The sequence below is a fragment of the Proteus vulgaris genome (assembly GCF_016647575.1).
Taxonomy (GTDB): Bacteria; Pseudomonadota; Gammaproteobacteria; order Enterobacterales; family Enterobacteriaceae; genus Proteus; species Proteus mirabilis_B.
Window position 1 is genome coordinate 1,202,789 of record NZ_CP032663.1, and the last position, 19,536, is coordinate 1,222,324.

Here is a 19,536-nt window from a genome sequence, read left to right on the forward strand (position 1 = left end):
TATGTTTGATTATGAAGTATTGCGGTTTGTTTGGTGGCTACTGGTTGGTATCTTACTGATCGGCTTTGCGGTCACCGATGGTTTTGATATGGGTGTCGGTGTGTTACTACGCGTTATCGCGAAAGATGACACTGAACGCCGTATTTTAATTAACTCTGTTGCACCTCACTGGGATGGTAACCAAGTCTGGTTAATCACAGCAGGTGGTGCATTATTCGCTGCATGGCCAATGGTTTATGCTGCGGCATTCTCTGGTTTCTATTTTGGTATGATCTTCGTATTGGCGGCATTATTCTTCCGTCCAGTAGGTTTTGACTACCGTTCTAAATTAGAATCACCAAAATGGCGTGGCATGTGGGATTGGGGTATCTTTATTGGTAGCTTCGTTCCACCATTAGTTATCGGTGTTGCTTTTGGTAACCTATTACAAGGTGTTCCATTAGAAGTCGATAGCATGCAACGTGTATCTTATAATGGTACAACTAACGCACTTATTAACCTATTAAGCTTATTAAACCCATACGGTTTATTAGCAGGTGTTGTTAGCTTAATGATGATTGTTGCACATGGTGCAAGCTATCTTCAAATGCGTACCACTGGTGAGTTACACGAGCGTACTCGTAAAACAACTTACATTACCTCTTTAATCACTTTCGTTGCTTTTGCATTAGCAGGTGTGTGGTTAATTTATGGTATTGATGGTTTCGTTATTACAAGTGCTATTGATACTGCAGGTCCTTCATCTCCACTACTGAAAACCGTTTCTCACGAAGCTGGTGCTTGGATGAATAACTACAACAATTATCCAGTATTATGGGCTCTGCCTGCATTAGGTCTGTTATGTCCTTTACTGGCGATTGTTGCAACTAAAGCAAATAAAGGTGGCTGGGCATTCCTGTTCACTTCACTGACAATTGCTTGTGTTATCCTGACTTGTGGTGTGACTATGTTCCCATTTGTGATGCCTTCAAGCACTTTCCCAGATGTGAGCTTAACAATGTGGGATGCAACTTCTAGCCTGTTTACTCTTCAGGTAATGACAGTTGTTGCGATTATCTTCGTACCTATCGTTCTCCTTTACACCATCTGGTGTTACTGGAAAATGCATGGTCGCCTCGATAAGAAATTTATCGAAGGCAATAATCATACTCTGTACTAAGGAGCATAGAGAATGTGGTATTTTGCATGGCTTCTCGGAACGCTCTTCGCTTGTAGTATTGCGGTGATCGCAGGACTGGCTTTCGAGCACGCTGAAGCGAAAAAAACTTCAGCAAGTGAAGAATAATGTTGGATAAAAGCTACCAACTACTAGACAAGGGCCCTATTAGGGCTCTTGTTTTAATCATGGCGTTGGTAATGGCATTTTGTGTCATGTGGGACCCTAGCCGATTTGCAGCGAACACGAGTTCACTTGCAATTTGGCAAGGCATCCTTCTTATTTGGTCTGTGTGTGCTGGCGCAACTTTTGGTCTAGCATTTCGCCCTAAACATGTTGTAGCAAAATGTTTATTACATCCAATCCCTGCAATTATTATTTTAGTTGTTGGGCTAAGTTACTTTTTCTTCTAAGAAAATACCTTATTTCTGCTCAGTGCATGAGAAAGAAATAAGGTATTTTATCTCCTAACTATTTTTTTCAAATTTCTCTTCTAAATTCCTTCACACATCTAGCGTTATAGCCGGATATTTTCTTTTAAGTAATCAATAAAAAGACGTGTTTTTCTTGGAATATATTCGCTATAAGGGAAAATAATATTAACGGATTGCGTTAACAGGGAAACTTCAGGGAATAGCACAACTAATTCTTTTTCTAATAACTCTTGCTGAATGTACCAATGAGGCAAAATAGTCATCCCAGAGTGCGCGAGTACCATTTTTTTTAATGCCGCAATGGTATTGGTTTCAAAATAAGCATCTTGAGCTAACTGAGAGAGTAGGTTATTAAATTCTGAAGATGATGAAAGTTTACTTTGACGCAAATTACTATTTGCTAAATAAGGAATAGCACTCAAGTCATCGATAGCTTTTATTGAGAACTTCTGCAATAAATCAGGAGAGATAACTAAACTTATCTCATAATCAGCCAGCTTTGTAGATCGGTAATTACTGTCTTTCAATGTGCCGAGGCGGATCGCGAGATCAAGTTTATGATTTATTAAATCTTCAATAGAAGAATTAAACGCATACTGTACTTTTAGCTTTGGGTGTAATTGCATAAATTGATTAAGTAACGGCAAAATATAGTGTTCACCAAATTCCGCAGTCGAACTTAATCGCAACGATCCCTGTAATTCTTGTTGTCCTAATCGTGCCTTATCTAATGTTTGTTCTAACTGACTTAACACGAGGCGGAAATCTTGATAAAGCATTTCACCTGTTTCAGTGAGTGAGAATCGTCTAGTATTACGATTGAGTAATGACACATCCAATTCTGTTTCTAACGCTTTGATATGAATACTTACCATCGATTTACTAAGGCGTAAATATTTTGCGGCTTGAGTAAATGATCCTGTATCAACAACAGCAATAAAAGAGCGAATTCGATCAATTTGGTTTTGCATGATTGTTTACTCTGATTAAACAATAAATTCTATTTTGTCAGATAGACGAAATTCGTCAATCTTCCGTACTCTATGTGCGGAGGATTTTTATGACTTACCGCTATCGAATTGCATCTATATTTCTGCTGGGTTTCTTTATAGATTGTATTAATATTTTTATGTCAGCCATTGCATTACCTGCAATTGCCGATGATATGCAGATCTCTATCGTTTCTGTTACATGGGTTTCAAATAGTTATATTTTGGGATTAACGTTAATTATTCCATTGAGCCACTGGTTATCTCAACGTTTTGGAATTAAAGCATTGATGGTAACGTCAATGTTGATGTTTAGCTTATCCGTTGCATTAGTGGGATACTCTCACTCTTTTAATGAGCTTATTTTTTGGCGCTTTATTCAAGGCGTGAGTGGTGGATTGTTAATCCCAATTGGGCAAGCATTAACCTTTCAATATTTTCAAGGACATGAGAGAAGTAAAATCTCTACGCTAATTATGGCAATAGCCTTAATTGCACCTGCAATATCGCCGACATTAGGTGGATTTATTGTTGATGTTGTTTCGTGGCGTTGGGTTTTTTATAGCAATATTCCATTCTCATTATTAACCGCATTTCTAGCTTTTATCTGGGTAAAAGAGCCTTTACCTAAAGAAAACGCTATGCCTGATATTAAAGGTATCATTCTTATTAGTCTGATCATTGTATCTGGGTTATTCGCGTTATCTGCTTATGGCGAATACCACTCAACATTACTCGCTTTAGCGATTGCCGTATTCTCAATAATTTTTGCTGTACTTTACTATTGCCATTATCGACACCATTCATCACCAGTTATTAATTTAGCATTATTAAAAAATAGAAATCTATCACTCTCTATTTTTATTTATTACTGTATTCCCGGTGTTTTTACTGGAGTAAATATTCTCGCTATTTTCTATTTACAACAATATTTGAAATTTACAGGTCAAGGTACAGGTATTTTTATGTTGTTGTATGCACTAGGTGCTTTTATTTCAATGACAATAAGTGGTGCGCTTTATAATAAGTTAGGGATGAAACGTTTATTTATTATTGCATTGCTATTACACAGTATTGGTATTTCTTTATTAACATTTGTAAATAGCAGTAGCGATATTCCATTACTTATTATTGCTTATCTAATTATCGGCGTAGGTGGCGGGATTGGCGCTAACACCGCACAAACCACGGCATTGTATGATTTCGGTGCACAAAAATTAGTTCAAGCAAGTGTTATTTGGAATATTAATAGACAGGTTGTTTTTAGTGTCGGGGCAACTATGGTTGCTATGTTATTTAATATTCTTTCTCTTTTTTGTTTACCACAAACAGCTTATAGCATGACTTTTTTAATATGTGCGTTGATAGGCATATTACCTCTTACTTTATTATTTACACTAAAGAAAAAAGTTATTACACAGGAAATACAAGATGAATTTTAATACTGACTCAATTATAGAAAGCATTAAATCTTTGCATGATGAGATTGAAACGGTTTTTACGCAATATCCCCTATCAGTCGATGCCATTACAAAAATAGAAAATCTTTTATCTCAAGAATTTTCAATGGTAGGGATCAGTGGAAAAGCAGTGAGTTATGATGACGTTATCGCGATGTTCAGACAAAATGCAGGAAAAAGAAGTAGTCTGAAAATAAAAACGGACGATTATAAAATAATTTATCAGTCTGATTGTTTGGCGCTTGTCAGATATCAAGAAACACACAGTGAAAATAAGAAAATTCTTATGCGCGAATCTGTGGTGTTATTGAGACGTAATTCTCATGATGAGTGTTGGCAGTGGCACTATCTTCATGAAACTCCAATCTCAAATAATTGATTGATTTATATGGAAAACCAGTTTTTTAACTGGTTTTTTTCTGTCATTAAAAATAATACTACTAAATAAGACAATCTATGAATTTCTAATTAGCAAGCATTTTTATGCTGTCTTAATAAAAATATTTTTTCTATTCAGAGCACAAAGCATATTGCGTGTTGCAAAGAAGAGTTTATGATTGGCGGCTGAAAACTGCGTTTTCTATTCTTTACGTTACTACGATTCCCTTAGAGCGACCTCTTAAGTATAGTTAGGTAACTTATAACTACATTATTTATGGACTTAACTCGGGAAATGTAAGGAAGGTAATATGCAGTTTCTTTGGCCTGTTCGTGTTTATTATGAAGATACTGATGCCGGTGGTGTTGTTTATCACGCCAGTTATCTGAAATATTTTGAACGCGCTAGAACTGAACTACTCAGAGAAAAAGGTTTTCATCAGCATGATTTACGGGAGTATGATCATGTTGTATTTGTTGTACGTAAATTATCAATAGAATATATTGCGCCAGCTCGACTTGATAATCTTTTGCAAGTAGAAAGTGAAATTACCACATTGCGTGGTGCTTCAATGACATTTTCTCAAAAGATTATTAATGAAGATGGTTGTGTATTGTGTAGCGCAGAAGTGCTCGTTGTCTGCGTAGATTCATCAAAAATGAAGCCAGTAGCGCTTCCTAAGTCCATTATCGCGGAGTTTAAGTAGTGGCTGACATGAATGTTATCGATCTCTTCCTAAAAGCAGGGCTTTTAGTCAAGTTGATCATGTTGCTTTTAATCGGATTTTCTATTGCATCTTGGGCGATTATTATTCAGCGAACTAAAGTTCTGAATGCCGCCGATCGTGAAGCTGCAGATTTTGAAGATAAATTCTGGTCAGGTACTGATTTGGCACGTTTATATAAAGATAGCCAAGCTCGTCGTGATGAGTTATCTGGCTCAGAGCAGATTTTTCATTCTGGCTTTAAAGAGTTTGCACGTTTGCATCAAGCAAGCGTTCATGCGCCTGATGCAGTTGTTAATGGTGCATCAAGGGCAATGCGTGTCTCTTTCAATCGTGAATTAGAATCTTTAGAAAATCATATTCCTTTCCTTGGTACTGTCGGTTCTATCAGCCCATATATTGGCCTGTTCGGTACAGTCTGGGGGATCATGCACGCATTTATTGCATTAGGTAGTGTTAAACAAGCAACATTACAAATGGTCGCACCCGGCATTGCTGAAGCTCTAATTGCAACAGCTATCGGTTTATTTGCGGCAATCCCCGCAGTTATGGCTTATAACCGGTTTACGCAGCGTGTAAATAAACTGGAACAAAGTTACGATAACTTTATGGAAGAGTTCCTGACGATTTTACATCGCCAAGCTTTTGCCTCCGCAGAAAAGAAATAGTTAACGCAGAAGGAGAGAGCTGATGGCACGGGGTCGCAGTAGCCGCCGAGGCGTAAAATCAGAGATTAACATTGTTCCTTTGCTAGACGTATTATTAGTGCTGTTACTTATTTTTATGGCAACGGCACCTATTATCTCGCAAAGTGTTGAGGTTGATCTTCCTGAAGCAACAGAGACACAAACTGTTTCAAGTAGCGATAACCCTCCTGTGATTGTCGAAGTTGCAGGTGTTGGGCAATACAACATTCGTGTTGATCAGGAAGTATTAGAATTATTACCACAAGAACAGATTATGGCTGAAGCCAAACGACAATTGGAAAAAAATCCGAAAGTTGTATTTCTTATTGGCGGTGCTAAAGATGTTCCTTATGATGAGATAATTAAAGCGCTCAACATGTTACGTCAAGCAGGTGTTAAATCTGTAGGTTTAATGACTCAGCCTATGTAATTAGGTTGAAATAAGTTTGGATGATAGCGTGGGAAAGAAGACGAAACCAATCCGAAGTAAATTGAGCGGTTCAGTTATCTTGTCTACCGCCTTGCATTTACTCGTTGTCGCATTGCTTATCTGGGGGTCATTAACTCAGAAATGGGATTTAGGTGGTGGCGGTGGAGAAGACGGGCAAGTTATTGATGCTATTATGGTCGATCCTAATGCTGTGGTACAACAGTATAACCAGCAGAAAGCACAACAAGCTAATGTCCAAAAAGCCGAGCAAGTGCGTAAAGAGCGTGCAGAGCAACAAGAAGAAGAGTTGCGTCAGCAACAAATGAAAGAACAAGAACGTTTGAAAACGTTAGAAGTTGAACGTTTACAAGCGAAAGAGGCGGCAGAAGCTCAAAAACGTGAAGCTGCATTAGCTGCTGCGAAAGCAAAAGAAGAACAAAAAGTTGCAGAAGAAGCGGCCGCGCAAGCGAAAGCAGAGCGTGATCGCATCTTAAAAGAACAAGCTGACGCTAAACAACAAGCTGAAGCCGAAGCAAAAAAACAAGCCGATTTAGCAGCGAAACAAAAAGCGGAAGAGGCAAAAGCTAAAGCTGAAGCAGATGCTAAAGCCAAAGCAGAGGCCGATGCAAAAGCGAAAGCTGAAGCGGATGCTAAAGCAAAAGCCGCTGCAGAGGCAAAAGCCAAAGCCGCAGCAGAGGCTAAAGCAAAAGCGGCAGCACAACAGCAAAGTAAAGCAGTAGATAGTTTACTTGATGGTTTAATGGCTGATGGTAACAAACAAAGCGGTGCATCTGCAGCTGGTCAAGGCGGTGGAAATCGCACTGGTGCCAATAATGCAGGTGTTGCTACTTATATTGGACAAGTGAAAACGGCTATTGAACAGAAGTTTATTGACCCTGAGTTGTATAAAGGGCGAACTTGTGAACTAAAAGTCAGTATTGCACCTGATGGCTTGTTAATCAGTGCGAAGGTTGTAGGGGGCGATCCTTCTTTATGTCAAGTGGCATTAAGAGCAGCGAATACCGCTAAATTACCTAAGCCACCGAAAGATGTTTACGAGCAAGTAAAATCATCAGTAATTGAGTTTAAACCATAAAACTGTCTGATTGTAGGAAAACATACACTAATTTATAGCTATTTTAGAATGTTATTGATGCGTTGTATGGTGTTGTTGAAAAGCGTTTGTTACTATTCTGTGCGTTATTGCGTAATAACCGCAATAATAAAAGGGAGACATGATGAAGCAGGCATTAAATGTTATTTTCGGACTTTTAATATTATGCGTAACCACTCTGGCTAACGCTGAAGTTCGAATTGAAATTACACAAGGGGTGAATACTGCACGCCCTATCGGTGTCGTTCCTTTTAAATGGGAAGGTACTGGTCAAATGCCAGAAGATGTTGCTGGTATCATTGCAGCTGATTTACGAAATAGCGGAAAATTCAATCCGATTGATGTATCTCGTATACCTCAACAACCGGTTACTGCTTCTGAAGTCCAACCTGCACTTTGGACTGCATTAGGTATTGACTCTGTTGTTGTTGGACGTGTGCAACCATCAGCGGATGGTCAATATTTAGTTAGCTATCAGTTAGTGGATGTTGCTGGCTCACCGGGTGCAGTTTTATCTCAAAGTGAGTTTAAAGTGCCATCTAAATGGTTACGTTACTCTGCACATACCGCTAGTGATGAAGTTTTTGAAAAACTGACAGGTATTCGTGGTGCATTCCGTACACGTATTGCTTATGTTGTTGTGACAAATGGTGGCGCATATCCTTATGAATTGCGCGTTTCAGATTATGATGGATTTAACCAAGATCGTGTTTATCGTTCATCACAGCCATTAATGTCACCAGCATGGTCGCCAGATGGTGCTAAACTAGCGTATGTGACTTTTGAAAGTGGTCAATCTGCTTTAGTGGTACAAACATTAGCAACAGGTGAAATTCGCCAAATTGCATCATTCCCAAGACATAATGGTGCACCTTCGTTTTCACCTGATGGTTCTAAACTTGCATTTGCTCTTTCTAAGAGCGGTAGCTTAAATCTGTATGTTATGGATTTAGCGAGTGGGAATATGACACAGGTAACCAATGGCAGAAGTAATAATACCGAGCCAAATTGGATGCCAGATGGACAAACCTTAGTCTATACTTCAGATCAAGGTGGACGCCCACAAATTTACAAGGTTAATATTAACGGTGGAACACCAGAGCGTATTACTTGGGAAGGTAAACAAAACCAGAATCCAGCAGTAAGCTCAGATGGTAGTTTCTTAGTTATGGTGAGTTCTGAAAGCGGTAGGCAACATATCGCTAAGCAGGATCTGGAAACGAATTCCGTACAATATCTAACAGATACGTTTCTGGATGAAACGCCAAGCATCGCGCCTAACGGCACAATGGTTATTTATAGCTCTACACAAGGCTTAGGCACCATTTTGCAGCTAGTATCGACTGATGGACGTTTCAAAGCGCGTCTTCCGGCGACTGATGGTCAGGTTAAAGCACCTGCCTGGTCACCGTTTATGTGATGCATAAAAATTATGTATGGCAAACAAATAAAGGAACAAATAGAGATGCAATTAAACAAAGTGTTTAAAGGGTTGATGTTAGCATTACCACTCGTTGCTGTTGCAGCATGTAGCTCAAACAAAAACGACGATCAAGCTGATACAAACAATGTACCAGTTGTTGAACAAGGTCCTACTGCTGAAGAATTAGCACGTCAGCAATTAGAACAACTGAAACAACAAAACATCGTTTACTTCGGTTTTGACAAATATGACATTAGCTCAGACTACGCTAACCTGTTAGACGCACACGCTGCATTCCTGCGTGCAAATCCATCAGTACGTATCACTGTAGAAGGTCATGCTGACGAACGCGGTACTCCAGAATACAACATCGCTCTGGGCGAACGTCGTGCTAACGCTGTGAAAATGTACCTGCAAGGTAAAGGCGTATCAGCTGATCAACTGTCAATCGTTTCTTACGGTAAAGAAAAACCAGCTGTACTGGGTCATGACGAAGCCGCTTACGCGAAAAACCGTCGTGCAGTACTGGATTACTAAGAGAACGGCATGAACAACAGTAACTTCAGACCTTTCTTGATGAGTCTGTTGTTACTGGTTGGCGTAGCGGCTCCAGTAGCCGCTATTGCCCAAGCGCCAATCAGTAATATCGGTTCAGGTTCGACCGATGAACGACTCGCCCAACTTGAGCGTTTTTCAAATGCTCACAGCCAGCTTTTGACCCAATTACAGCAACAACTCGCTGATTCTCAGCGTGATATTGATATGTTACGTGGTCAAATTCAGGAAAATCAATACCAGTTAAATCAAGTTGTTGAACGCCAACGCAATATCTATCAACAGTTAGATAGCCTTGGTGGCGGAGCTTCAACATCAACAGAAGCCACTCAACCTGATAATACTGCTTCTTCAACACCACCTGCTGCAACTAGCTCAGGACAAGGTGATGAGAAGGCCGATTATAATGCAGCAATTGATATCGTATTGAATTCTAAAGATTACGATAAGGCAATTGTTGAATTAAACAACTTTATCAATAACTATCCAAAGTCTAGCTATCAATCAAATGCACAATTTTGGTTGGGTCAGATGTATTATCTAAAAGGTAATAAGGATCAGGCTGCAAGCACGTTTGCTATCGTTGTTAAAAACTATCCAAAATCTCAAAAAGCAAGTGAAGCCTTTTATAAAATTGGTTTGATCATGCAAGAGAAAGGGCAAAAGGATAATGCTAAAGCTGTTTACCAACAAGTGATTAAGCAATATCCAAATAGCGCTGGCGCTAAATTAGCGCAAAAGCAGCTAGGAACACTCTAATTATTGACCCCGTAATGTAAAATGTTGCATTTTCGGGGTTAAATGATTGTTTTTTCAACGGTTGAACTTTTTTTTGAAAAAAAACGTTGCACAAAAACATTAAATCAGTATTATTACCCGCCGTTGCCACAGAGAATGTGGCGAGTTCGAAAAAGGGTCGTTAGCTCAGTCGGTAGAGCAGTTGACTTTTAATCAATTGGTCGGGCGTTCGAATCGCCCACGACCCACCATTTTCGAATACCAATCCGTTTTTATTGAAATGGGTCGTTAGCTCAGTCGGTAGAGCAGTTGACTTTTAATCAATTGGTCGGGCGTTCGAATCGCCCACGACCCACCATTTCAAAACCTCTTTCTATATATCTACCATCCCTTAGACAATAAATAAATTCTTAGTAACCTTTCTCTCTTTTGATAGTGCAATCATTGTTTTATTAAACAAGTAAGATAGTTTTCTCAAAATTGAAAAAACTACCTAGCCCTAATCTAAAATGACATTCAAATCAGTAATGACAAATAATTGATGACGTGATTTGGGTGTATTCATTTTCAGTCAAAAATTCATTATCGATTAACCAATCACTGACCAATTCTTGTGTTTTTATTGCTGTATCAATAGGGTGATTGAGGCGTTTCGATGCATCGAGAAAAAATGCCATCATAATGGAAAGTGTTGCTGCTGCTTCATAGGGGGTACTCATTGCAAGAGTGCTTTCCAATGAACGCAATGAATAAAATTTAGGTAGCCATTCTTTTAAGTTTTTCCCTTGATACCAAACATCTTGTGTTGGGGTATCGAGCAGCGCAACTTGTTCAAGTAATGCCATCAGCCATTCACGCATATCATTCATACGATAATTAGCAGACCAAAATTCATGACGTAGAATGGCTATAGCGACTTGTGTCGCCTCAAACCAGAATTCTTGAGCATTGTTACATGCCTTCTCTTTTGAAAGCGTAGGAGGCGTTATAGTGCTAATTTCAGGAAGCCCGTCACATAAACTCGTTTTATCAAGTAAGATTTGATATCCACGCTGGTAAACTGGGCTAAGTCCCTCAGTTTTCATGTTAAAAATACGCTCAGGCTCTGCCATCATAATGTCTATTTTGCGACCTTGAGCTAAAACATGTAAATAAATAGGCCAAAACTTACTTTTGGGATCTTCACACTCCAACTGTAAGCTGACAAGAGCATCACCGAATTGTGATAACCAATGTTGGTTTTTTGCGAGCTCTGTCGCACCATAACCGATAAGCTCTATATCAATATCAGAATAACTGTCTATCTTTCTATTGCGTCCTAACGATCCTGTTAGTACTACAGCCTCAATTCTAGGATCGAGGAGAGCAAAAGATAGCATGCGATCGATTAAACGTGTTGTTGGCTCCATATTTCTCTCTAATAAGTAAAATGTAATAAAGTTATTTGTCGTTTTTATTGTTTAAAAAGTAAAATTAGAATAATTTGTTTAGTATATAAAACATTTGTTTGTTATTTTTCTAAATCAGAAACATAATGTTTAATATTAAAAACTAAGTACCATTATAAATATGAATTTATAATATATCTTTACTACTTTGCAAAGATGTCGCAATAACCCATATTTTCTTTGTTTTTTCTATGATTAAGTCGGGGTTGTAAAAATGGATGTGATGAGTTGGTTTAGTATCAATAATATTTTAGTCAATATCCCACTCGGAGACGGTGGATATCCACTCTCATGGATTGAAGCTGTTGGCACCATCGCTGGTCTATTGTGTATTTGGCTTGCAAGCCAGGAAAAAATTATCAACTATTTATTTGGACTTATTAATGTCACCTTGTTTGCCATTATTTTTTTCCAAATTCAGCTATACGCAAGCTTACTCCTTCAAATATTTTTCTTTGCCGCTAATATTTATGGATGGTATGCATGGAGCAGAGTGAATGACTTTGAACAAGCTACGTTGAGAATACGTTGGTTAAAATCGAGTCATCGTCTCTTCTTAATCGTTGTTTCGATAGCTGCTATTGCTGCTCTTACTTTCAATATTGATACTGTATTTGGTTATTTAGCCGTTGTTGCTGTTGATATATTAAATGTCTTTGGTGCAAGTTTAGCTACGCCAGTTCTTGAACCTGATGCTTACCCGTTCTGGGACTCTACAATGACGGTTCTTTCTATTGTAGCGATGATCTTAATGACGCGGAAATTAGTTGAAAACTGGCTAGTTTGGTCAGTTATTAATGTGATTAGTATTGTTATATTCTACAAACAAGGCGTTTATGCAATGTCTGTTGAATATATTATCTTACTGGCTATCGCTATTAATGGTTCTCGTTTGTGGATCAAAACAGCAAAACGCTCTAGCAGAAATAATTATCTCTCCTAATAAAAAAGGCTGGCAGAGTTATCTTTCTCTCCAGCCTTACTATTCATTATTTTTATTCTTATCCTTAACGCAATTTTGAATCATTATTTTGCTTAAGTGCGCTATTTCCCTTTATATTGGAATTTTTAGAAAGGTGACTATAGGTGCTTTAGGTTGAAAGGGTGTTTACAGATAGAAAACGAATGGTTAGATTGGAAAAGCAATAATAACATTGACTAGATAACATAGAGTGGATACACGGGAATGAATTATCAAAATGATGACCTTAAAATAACACAAATTAATGAACTCTTACCGCCAGTTGCTTTATTGGAAAAGTTTCCAGCAACTGATAATGCGGCTTTTACAGTTCGTCATGCCCGTGAAGCTATTCATCAAATCCTAGCTGGAAAAGATGATCGTCTATTAGTGGTAATTGGACCTTGTTCTATTCATGATCCGAAAGCTGCATTGGAGTATGCGCAACGTTTAAGCCTCATTAGAGAAGAGCTTAAAGATAAACTTGAAATTGTTATGCGTGTTTATTTTGAAAAACCACGCACAACAGTAGGCTGGAAAGGCTTAATTAATGATCCTCATATGGATCATACCTTTGATATTAATGAAGGCTTGCGTATCGCTCGTGATCTTTTATTAACTATCAACGATAGTGGCTTGCCAACTGCCGGTGAGTTTTTAGATATGATAACGCCTCAATACGTTGCTGATTTAATGAGTTGGGGTGCCATTGGCGCTCGTACTACTGAATCTCAGGTACACCGTGAGCTATCTTCTGGTTTATCTTGTCCTGTTGGTTTTAAAAATGGTACAGACGGGACTATTAAAGTTGCTATTGATGCAATCAATGCAGCTGGATCGCCACACTGTTTTCTTTCTGTCACTAAATGGGGCCATTCAGCCATTGTGCGCACAGCAGGTAATGGTGATTGCCACATTATTTTACGTGGTGGTAAAGAACCAAATTACAGCGCTGAACATGTAGCAGCGGTAAAAGAAGGGCTTAAAAAAGCAGGTTTACCACAAAACGTGATGGTTGACTTCAGTCACGCCAATAGTTGCAAGAAATTTGAGAAACAAATGGAAGTTGGTGCTGATATTTGCCAACAAATTAGCTCAGGTGAAAAAGCATTAATCGGCGTTATGATTGAGAGTCATTTAGTGGAAGGTAGCCAGTCATTAGAAAGCAGTGAACCATTGGTTTACGGTAAAAGTATCACCGATGCTTGTATTGGTTGGGATGATACTGAAATACTGTTACGTCAACTAGCAGATGCGGTTGTTGCTCGTCGCGGTTAACTGATATTATATTAGTACACAAACTGTAATACCGTTGATAATTAATCAACGGTATTTTTATGGAAAAGAAAGTAAGTTAGTCATGCATCTTTAATAGATCAAGTCTGAATTTAGCGGGTTTAAATCCAAGCTCATATGACTTTTGATACCATTCACATGCTTTTTCTTTGTCAGCAATGACACCCAATCCTTTTTCATATAAATAACCGATATTATAAATAGCTGAGGGATCATTATCTTCAGCCGCCTTTAAATAGAAGGTCATTGCTTTCTGATAGTTCTGCTCAACTCCTAAGCCATGTTGATATGAATAAGCAATATTATTGTTTGTTTTGATATGCCCATTACTAACTGCTTTTAAATACCACTCCATTGCTTTTTCGTAGTCTTGTTTAGTACCAAGACCATCTAAATATAAAAGACCTAGATTATTCTGTGCTCTACTAAAATTCTGCTCTGCAGATTTTAAATACCATTCAATTGCTATATAGTAATTTTGTATAACACCTAAACCATCATCATACATATATCCTATATAAAACTGTGCAGTAGGATTATTTTTACTAGACGATTTTAGTAGCCACTTCATGGCCAATTCATAATCTTTAGGGAAATATAAATTTCCATTAATGTAGAAAGAACCTATTTTTGCTTGAGCCTCCGCATTCTCGTTATAAGCAGATAATAAATAAAATTTGCGGGCTTTGTTTTTATCATTCTTATCAAAATAAATATCGCCTAAGTAAAGCTGATAATGTGAAAGGCTTTGTTTAAATAGAGAGGGAGAAGGATTATTTATTTTATCCTCCTTAAACGGAAATAAAACAAACATTATTATAAACATAATAATAATAAATAGAATGGTAACTATTTTTAATTTCATATTAATATCCCTATTCTTTATTTGATTTTTAATGTTTTATTATAGTTGTATATTTAAGGTTATTATAATTAAAGGATTAAAAAATTAAAATGTATCCTATCATCCAATAGAGTTTATTAAAAATATTGATAAATCATCACCTTTGTTATTAGTTGCCATTTCTAATAATGAAGTTCTAAAATTCGCCCTTCTGGAGAACAATACCACCAAGCTCCATAAGAGTTATAATTACACTCAGACATAAAATATCCCTATTTTAATATACGTTTGTTATAAGCGTTTTATATTTATAAATAATTAAATGACTTAAAATCCAATGGTGACAATATATTAAATATTTAATAACTGTAAGTGATAATTTAATATTTTTTAATTAATACTATCGAGTTAAATATTATATTTTTTATATAAAATAAAAAGTAATATGAAAAAATTGAAATTTAGAAATTTAATATAAAAAAATACCGCTATTTCTAGCGGTATTTATCATATAAACCTAAATTAATAGATTTAACGCAAAATTATTTTGCTTTACCTTGGTTAGCAACAGCGGCTGCTTTTGCTGCGATTTCGTCAGCATTACCTAAGTAGTAACGTTTGATTGGTTTCATGTTTTCATCAAATTCGTAAACTAAAGGTACAGCTGTTGGGATATTCAGCTCAAGAATTTCGTCTTCGCTCATGTTGTCTAGGTATTTAACCAGAGCACGCAGTGAGTTACCGTGAGCTGCAATAATAACTTTCTCACCAGAAGCAACACGTGGTTTGATAACTTCTTCCCAGTATGGTGTTACACGGTCGATAGTTAATGCTAGGCTTTCTGTTAATGGCAGTTCTGCCGCAGTTAAAGATGCATAACGAGGATCTTTACCTGGGAAACGTTCATCGTCTTTAGTTAATTCTGGTGGAGTGATAGCAAAACCACGACGCCATTGTTTAACTTGCTCGTCACCGTATTTTTCAGCAGTTTCAGCTTTGTTTAAGCCTTGCAGAGCACCGTAATGACGTTCGTTTAATTTCCAGCATTTTTCAACTGGCAGCCATTGTTGATCAACTTGATCAAGAATGTTCCACAGGGTGTGAATTGCGCGTTTCAGAACAGAAGTATATGCATAGTCAAAAACGAAACCTTCAGCTTTCAGCAGTTTACCTGCTTCTTGCGCTTCATTACGGCCTTTTTCGGACAGCTCAACGTCAGTCCAGCCTGTAAAACGGTTTTCTTTGTTCCATACACTTTCACCGTGTCGAACTAGCACAAGCTTAGTTACTGCCATAGTTTAGACTCCTATAATTACTTTCTTAATATAAGTTTAAAATTAGCACTTCAATCATTATATGGATCATCGACAAGAACGCCAAACATAAGTGACAAAACAAGGGGGATTAAGTCAAAAATGTCGTTTGTTCGATGAATTATTGCACAGTTGTCACACCTTTTGCTTAATCGTTCAAGCTATTAATCTAGCGGGATCGGCGTAAAAAAACAAAATATCCGTTTTGTATGAAAAATAGACGAAAATGTCGCCCGTAAAAACGACAGATCCTTTATTTATTATTGTTCAAATAATAAGCAAGAAAATGTCGATTTAAATAAAAATTCAGATCTAAGTTTAGCGTTAATTTCTAAAATCATTGCCCTGATTATGACAGTAAAAATGAACATTTAACAAATTTCTTGCTGGTAACGATAAATTTCGCCTTCTTTAATAAAAGTCAATCGATGAGTAATACACGATGGCGCATCTTCTTGATGGTGGCTCACAAACAAAAGTTGCGTATTACTGTGGCTTATCATGATATCAATAAAACGCTGTACTAAGAGCCGGTTCGTTGTGTCTAATCCTTGCAATGGCTCATCAAGAATAAGTAAGGTAGGGTGTTTAACTAATGCTCTAACAATTAACACTAAGCGTTGCTGACCCCAAGATAAGGCATGAAATGGATGATTAGCATGTGCAGTTAAACCAATTAACGCTAACCATTCATCAGCAAGTTTTAGCTGTTTATCTGTAATCGCTTGATAAATGCCAATAGAGTCATGGAAACCTGAAATAATGACATTTTTTACCGTTGAAGAAACACGGTAACTCTGATGTAAGGCATTACTGACATAACCAATATGGCGTTTAATTTCCCATACTGTTTCACCACTTCCTCTTTTACGACCAAATAGCGTTAAGTCATTGCTGTAGCCTTGAGGGTGATCGCCCGTAATTAAACTTAATAATGTCGATTTTCCTGCACCATTAGGGCCTAAAATCTGCCAATGTTGCTGAGGTTTTACCTCCCAGCTTAAATGGTGAAGAACAGGTTTATCGTTATAGCTCACTACTCCATCTTTTAGCACGATAGGGGAAAGTGTCGGTGATAATTGAGGAATGGCATCAGGCGAATCTTGTTCAGGTAATGTGAGATTTTCAAGAGTTTCACTGTGAGATAATTGCCCAATAACAGAGTCAGATAAAACCTGTTCTTTCTCACCGTTGGCGACTAATTCGCAATTAATGAGTAGACCTGCATACTGAATAAAATCAGGAATATCATTAAAACGATTTAGAATGAGTACGATAGTCAGATTTTGTTGATGTAATAGTGTTAACAATTCATTTAAAGCACGGCGAGAATCAACATCTAATCCATCAAAAGGCTCATCTAAAATAATTAAATCAGGTTTATTCATTAAAAGTTGAATAAGCAATATTTTTCGAGACTCACCGGTAGATAGATATTTAAAACGTCTTGATAAAAGGTATTCAACACCAAATTGCTTTGCTAATAAAAAGCATCTGTCATCATCTTTTACCTGCATTTGAATAACTTGAGCAACAGTTAAGCCAGTATCTTCTTCACCTTCACTTAATAAATCTGTGTTATTCCGACGCCACTCTTCTTCAATCATTTTTTGCTGTTTTTCAAAAGAGAGACTAATTGGACGAGAAAATGTGCTGATAAATTCACCAGAGAGCAAAATACCTTCTTGGCATAATGCATTTGCTAAGGCGGTTTTGCCGCTTCCATTACTGCCTACAAATGCCCAACTTTCACCTTCATTTATGGCTAATTTGTCAATTTGTAAACAGAGTTTATCGCTTAAGCGAAATTGTGTTTTGTTGAGTTGTAAGTGTTTCATTATTATTAGCCTTATTTTTTTAATGTAAGCTAAGTGCAAGTTAAGTATCTAGCAATATAGGGTTAATAGAAACTTGTCAATATTTGCTGAAAGAACTTTTTCCAAAAGTCTTATACACCTACTATTTAATGATAACCTTTAAAATGCGTTTCCTATGTAAATATATAAACATCTCTTTAAGGATGACTTATATATGCATAAATTTAAAAAAATAAACTTATTCTTTTTTATATTTTTACTCATTAGCAAAAATAGTTTTTCTTTGAATAATAAAAATGTAAATAGTAATTGCTTTCTTATTGATAAAGTTGATCTTACAGGAAATACTTTATTAGATTATAGAAAGAAATCTAAATTAATTTCACCGTATCTACAAAAATGTCTAACATTAAATGATATGCATGAGGTCGCTAAATCAATTACTAATAATTATATTAAAAAAGGTTATGTAACCTCACAAGCTATTATTCCAGAGCAGGATCTTTCTAATCATAAGTTAGTAATAAAGATTATTGAAGGTAGAATAAAAGATATTTCTATCAATGGTGTTTCATCTAGATTAATTGATATTATTTTTCCTTCCTTTAAAGAAAAAATTTTAAACTTACGAGATTTAGAACATGGATTAGAACAGCTTAATCGATTAACAACAACGCAATATACATTGGATATTCAACCAAGCGATAGTGTGGGATATTCATCTGTAACCATTAATCGAAAAGCTAAAAAACTTCCTTTAAAGAATCGATTAACAATTGATAATTCGGGAACAGAAACAACAGGAAAGATCTTACTTACTAATACAACAACAATAGATTCTTTGTTTGGCTTGGGTGAGCAGTGGATTTTTTCACTAAAAACAAATACAGATTTCCCTCATGCTCACTATTCTCGTGTTTATACTGCAAGTGTTAATATCCCTTATGGCTATTGGTTTTATCAATACCAGTTATCTGATAGTAGTTCATCTTATTTCTTCCAAAATAATCACAAATATATTTATAAAAACAAAAATAAAGATCAGCAATTTGATATTAGTCGTTTAGTCTATCGAGATAATAAACAACGAGTAACACTAAAGGGAGCGTTAAAGCATAAGAAAGCAAAAACGCAGTTAGCACAACAAAAATTATTAATAAATAGTCCCACATTGACTTCTTTATCATTTAGCCCTGAATATACCTTAAGTTTACATAATGGATATTTAATCATTAATCCAACTGCTGAGTTTGGGATCTCTCTTTTTGGTGCGACATCTGATTATATTGCTGATAATTCACCTCGAAGTCATTATCGAAAATTGAGTTTAAATTTAAGCTATCAATATTTATTGACTGATCAGTTTTCCTATCTCACTTCATTTCATAGTCAATATACGCCTGATAATCTTTATGGTTCGGAAAAAATAGCAATAGATGGAATAAAAGCTGTTCGTGGATATAAAGAAATAAATTTTAATGCTAATAGTGGGTTTTATTGGCGCAATGAAATAAATATATCACCAATAACTTCATTTTTAAGTAAGTGGAATTTTATTTTTGCACTTGATTATGGCGTCGCCCATTCAGATCAATATGAAACAGAAAAGAATAAAATAATTGGAAGTGCAATAGGTGCTTCTTTCTATCATTCCACTTTTTCTTCTCAGATATTAATTAATAAACCTATGTTTTATCCCAGATCATTAAAGCCAGATTGCTGGTCTTTTTATTGGTCCATTTCTCTTGCTATTTAAATATTAGGAGTTT

20 protein-coding genes, 2 tRNA genes and 1 pseudogene are annotated in these 19,536 nt (G+C 36.6%); 18 read left to right on the plus strand and 5 right to left on the minus strand.

Annotated features, from left to right (window positions below):
• Position 1: 1 nt before the first annotated feature.
• Genes cydB through ybgE form a run of 3 tightly spaced genes read left to right on the plus strand, consistent with a single transcriptional unit; the run spans position 2 to position 1,569 of the window.
• Positions 2 to 1,159: a cytochrome d ubiquinol oxidase subunit II gene (cydB, locus tag D7029_RS05505; protein ID WP_194952064.1), complete on the plus strand. Its 1,158-nt coding sequence runs from the start codon at positions 2 to 4 to the stop codon at positions 1,157 to 1,159.
• A 12-nt stretch (positions 1,160 to 1,171) separates the two neighbouring features.
• Entirely contained in the window at positions 1,172 to 1,285 is a 114-nt protein-coding gene (cydX, locus tag D7029_RS05510; protein ID WP_088493409.1) for a cytochrome bd-I oxidase subunit CydX, read from the plus strand.
• Positions 1,285 to 1,569: a cyd operon protein YbgE gene (ybgE, locus tag D7029_RS05515; protein WP_075672722.1), complete on the plus strand. Its 285-nt coding sequence runs from the start codon at positions 1,285 to 1,287 to the stop codon at positions 1,567 to 1,569. Before cydX ends, ybgE begins: the two co-directional genes overlap by 1 nt.
• A 104-nt stretch (positions 1,570 to 1,673) precedes the next feature.
• Here ybgE and D7029_RS05520 read toward each other — a convergent pair whose 3' ends face one another.
• A complete protein-coding gene (locus D7029_RS05520; protein WP_194952065.1) occupies positions 1,674 to 2,561 on the minus strand; it encodes a LysR family transcriptional regulator in 888 nt (295 codons plus the stop codon).
• 89 nt (positions 2,562 to 2,650) lie between these two features.
• Between D7029_RS05520 and D7029_RS05525 the strand changes: the two genes are divergently transcribed.
• From D7029_RS05525 to D7029_RS05575, 11 genes are all read left to right on the plus strand, one after another.
• A complete protein-coding gene (locus tag D7029_RS05525; protein WP_194952066.1) occupies positions 2,651 to 4,021 on the plus strand; it encodes an MFS transporter in 1,371 nt (456 codons plus the stop codon).
• Positions 4,011 to 4,418 (plus strand): DUF4440 domain-containing protein, encoded by a 408-nt coding sequence (locus tag D7029_RS05530; RefSeq protein WP_088493406.1) that lies wholly within the window; start codon positions 4,011 to 4,013, stop codon positions 4,416 to 4,418. The genes D7029_RS05525 and D7029_RS05530 overlap by 11 nt, the downstream gene beginning before the upstream one ends.
• Positions 4,419 to 4,728: 310 nt before the next feature.
• Positions 4,729 to 5,124 carry a tol-pal system-associated acyl-CoA thioesterase gene (ybgC, locus tag D7029_RS05535; protein ID WP_006537646.1) on the plus strand — a complete coding sequence of 132 codons (396 nt, stop codon included), beginning with the start codon at positions 4,729 to 4,731 and terminating at the stop codon, positions 5,122 to 5,124.
• Entirely contained in the window at positions 5,124 to 5,810 is a 687-nt protein-coding gene (gene tolQ, locus D7029_RS05540; RefSeq protein WP_075672726.1) for a Tol-Pal system protein TolQ, read from the plus strand. The genes ybgC and tolQ overlap by 1 nt, the downstream gene beginning before the upstream one ends.
• A 22-nt stretch (positions 5,811 to 5,832) precedes the next feature.
• A complete protein-coding gene (gene tolR / locus D7029_RS05545; protein WP_023581195.1) occupies positions 5,833 to 6,258 on the plus strand; it encodes a colicin uptake protein TolR in 426 nt (141 codons plus the stop codon).
• Between the two features lie 28 nt (positions 6,259 to 6,286).
• Positions 6,287 to 7,354: a cell envelope integrity protein TolA gene (tolA, locus tag D7029_RS05550; RefSeq protein WP_194952067.1), complete on the plus strand. Its 1,068-nt coding sequence runs from the start codon at positions 6,287 to 6,289 to the stop codon at positions 7,352 to 7,354.
• Positions 7,355 to 7,496: 142 nt separating this feature from the next.
• Positions 7,497 to 8,792 (plus strand): Tol-Pal system beta propeller repeat protein TolB, encoded by a 1,296-nt coding sequence (gene tolB / locus D7029_RS05555; protein ID WP_194952068.1) that lies wholly within the window; start codon positions 7,497 to 7,499, stop codon positions 8,790 to 8,792.
• A gap of 45 nt (positions 8,793 to 8,837) precedes the next feature.
• The gene (gene pal, locus D7029_RS05560) at positions 8,838 to 9,332 is read left to right on the plus strand and encodes a peptidoglycan-associated lipoprotein Pal (protein WP_075672729.1); all 495 of its coding nucleotides are present in this window, start codon (positions 8,838 to 8,840) and stop codon (positions 9,330 to 9,332) included.
• 9 nt (positions 9,333 to 9,341) lie between these two features.
• A complete protein-coding gene (cpoB, locus tag D7029_RS05565; protein ID WP_088493403.1) occupies positions 9,342 to 10,109 on the plus strand; it encodes a cell division protein CpoB in 768 nt (255 codons plus the stop codon).
• A 154-nt stretch (positions 10,110 to 10,263) separates the two neighbouring features.
• Positions 10,264 to 10,339: transfer RNA gene (locus tag D7029_RS05570), tRNA-Lys, on the plus strand.
• Positions 10,340 to 10,370: 31 nt separating this feature from the next.
• A tRNA-Lys gene (locus D7029_RS05575) sits at positions 10,371 to 10,446 on the plus strand.
• Between the two features lie 163 nt (positions 10,447 to 10,609).
• Here the strand turns inward: D7029_RS05575 and D7029_RS05580 are convergent.
• Positions 10,610 to 11,497, minus strand: a complete 888-nt coding sequence (locus D7029_RS05580; protein ID WP_194952069.1) for an aminoglycoside 6-adenylyltransferase — start codon at positions 11,495 to 11,497, stop codon at positions 10,610 to 10,612.
• Positions 11,498 to 11,750: 253 nt separating this feature from the next.
• On the opposite strand from D7029_RS05580, the gene pnuC reads away from it, so the two are divergent.
• Entirely contained in the window at positions 11,751 to 12,479 is a 729-nt protein-coding gene (gene pnuC, locus D7029_RS05585; RefSeq protein ID WP_088493401.1) for a nicotinamide riboside transporter PnuC, read from the plus strand.
• Positions 12,480 to 12,722: 243 nt separating this feature from the next.
• Positions 12,723 to 13,775 (plus strand): 3-deoxy-7-phosphoheptulonate synthase AroG, encoded by a 1,053-nt coding sequence (aroG, locus tag D7029_RS05590; RefSeq protein ID WP_194952070.1) that lies wholly within the window; start codon positions 12,723 to 12,725, stop codon positions 13,773 to 13,775.
• Between the two features lie 76 nt (positions 13,776 to 13,851).
• Here the strand turns inward: aroG and D7029_RS05595 are convergent, their stop codons facing one another.
• The gene (locus tag D7029_RS05595) at positions 13,852 to 14,658 is read right to left on the minus strand and encodes a tetratricopeptide repeat protein (protein WP_194952071.1); all 807 of its coding nucleotides are present in this window, start codon (positions 14,656 to 14,658) and stop codon (positions 13,852 to 13,854) included.
• 88 nt (positions 14,659 to 14,746) lie between these two features.
• Between D7029_RS05595 and D7029_RS18870 the strand changes: the two are divergent.
• Positions 14,747 to 14,836 (plus strand): annotated as a pseudogene (locus D7029_RS18870) (type VI secretion system tube protein Hcp); the annotation flags it as partial.
• Positions 14,837 to 15,179: 343 nt separating this feature from the next.
• On the opposite strand, the gene gpmA reads toward D7029_RS18870, so the two are convergent.
• Positions 15,180 to 15,932, minus strand: coding sequence for a 2,3-diphosphoglycerate-dependent phosphoglycerate mutase (gene gpmA, locus D7029_RS05605; protein ID WP_036938379.1), 753 nt, complete (start codon positions 15,930 to 15,932; stop codon positions 15,180 to 15,182).
• Between the two features lie 389 nt (positions 15,933 to 16,321).
• Positions 16,322 to 17,788, minus strand: a complete 1,467-nt coding sequence (gene modF, locus D7029_RS05610) for a molybdate ABC transporter ATP-binding protein ModF (RefSeq protein ID WP_194952072.1) — start codon at positions 17,786 to 17,788, stop codon at positions 16,322 to 16,324.
• A gap of 193 nt (positions 17,789 to 17,981) precedes the next feature.
• On the opposite strand from modF, the gene D7029_RS05615 reads away from it, so the two are divergent.
• Entirely contained in the window at positions 17,982 to 19,523 is a 1,542-nt protein-coding gene (locus tag D7029_RS05615) for a ShlB/FhaC/HecB family hemolysin secretion/activation protein (RefSeq protein ID WP_194952073.1), read from the plus strand.
• Positions 19,524 to 19,536 lie beyond the last annotated feature (13 nt).

Bases quoted from the DNA above. Each gene is read 5' to 3' on its own strand.
- cydB (WP_194952064.1), top strand. From the start codon at position 2: ATGTTTGATTATGAAGTATTGCGGTTTGTTTGGTGGCTACTGGTTGGT.
- cydX (WP_088493409.1), top strand. From the start codon at position 1,172: ATGTGGTATTTTGCATGGCTTCTCGGAACGCTCTTCGCTTGTAGTATT.
- ybgE (WP_075672722.1), top strand. From the start codon at position 1,285: ATGTTGGATAAAAGCTACCAACTACTAGACAAGGGCCCTATTAGGGCT.
- D7029_RS05520 (WP_194952065.1), bottom strand. From the start codon at position 2,561: ATGCAAAACCAAATTGATCGAATTCGCTCTTTTATTGCTGTTGTTGAT.
- D7029_RS05525 (WP_194952066.1), top strand. From the start codon at position 2,651: ATGACTTACCGCTATCGAATTGCATCTATATTTCTGCTGGGTTTCTTT.
- D7029_RS05530 (WP_088493406.1), top strand. From the start codon at position 4,011: ATGAATTTTAATACTGACTCAATTATAGAAAGCATTAAATCTTTGCAT.
- ybgC (WP_006537646.1), top strand. From the start codon at position 4,729: ATGCAGTTTCTTTGGCCTGTTCGTGTTTATTATGAAGATACTGATGCC.
- tolR (WP_023581195.1), top strand. From the start codon at position 5,833: ATGGCACGGGGTCGCAGTAGCCGCCGAGGCGTAAAATCAGAGATTAAC.
- tolB (WP_194952068.1), top strand. From the start codon at position 7,497: ATGAAGCAGGCATTAAATGTTATTTTCGGACTTTTAATATTATGCGTA.
- pal (WP_075672729.1), top strand. From the start codon at position 8,838: ATGCAATTAAACAAAGTGTTTAAAGGGTTGATGTTAGCATTACCACTC.
- cpoB (WP_088493403.1), top strand. From the start codon at position 9,342: ATGAACAACAGTAACTTCAGACCTTTCTTGATGAGTCTGTTGTTACTG.
- D7029_RS05580 (WP_194952069.1), bottom strand. From the start codon at position 11,497: ATGGAGCCAACAACACGTTTAATCGATCGCATGCTATCTTTTGCTCTC.
- pnuC (WP_088493401.1), top strand. From the start codon at position 11,751: ATGGATGTGATGAGTTGGTTTAGTATCAATAATATTTTAGTCAATATC.
- aroG (WP_194952070.1), top strand. From the start codon at position 12,723: ATGAATTATCAAAATGATGACCTTAAAATAACACAAATTAATGAACTC.
- D7029_RS05595 (WP_194952071.1), bottom strand. From the start codon at position 14,658: ATGAAATTAAAAATAGTTACCATTCTATTTATTATTATTATGTTTATA.
- gpmA (WP_036938379.1), bottom strand. From the start codon at position 15,932: ATGGCAGTAACTAAGCTTGTGCTAGTTCGACACGGTGAAAGTGTATGG.
- modF (WP_194952072.1), bottom strand. From the start codon at position 17,788: ATGAAACACTTACAACTCAACAAAACACAATTTCGCTTAAGCGATAAA.
- D7029_RS05615 (WP_194952073.1), top strand. From the start codon at position 17,982: ATGCATAAATTTAAAAAAATAAACTTATTCTTTTTTATATTTTTACTC.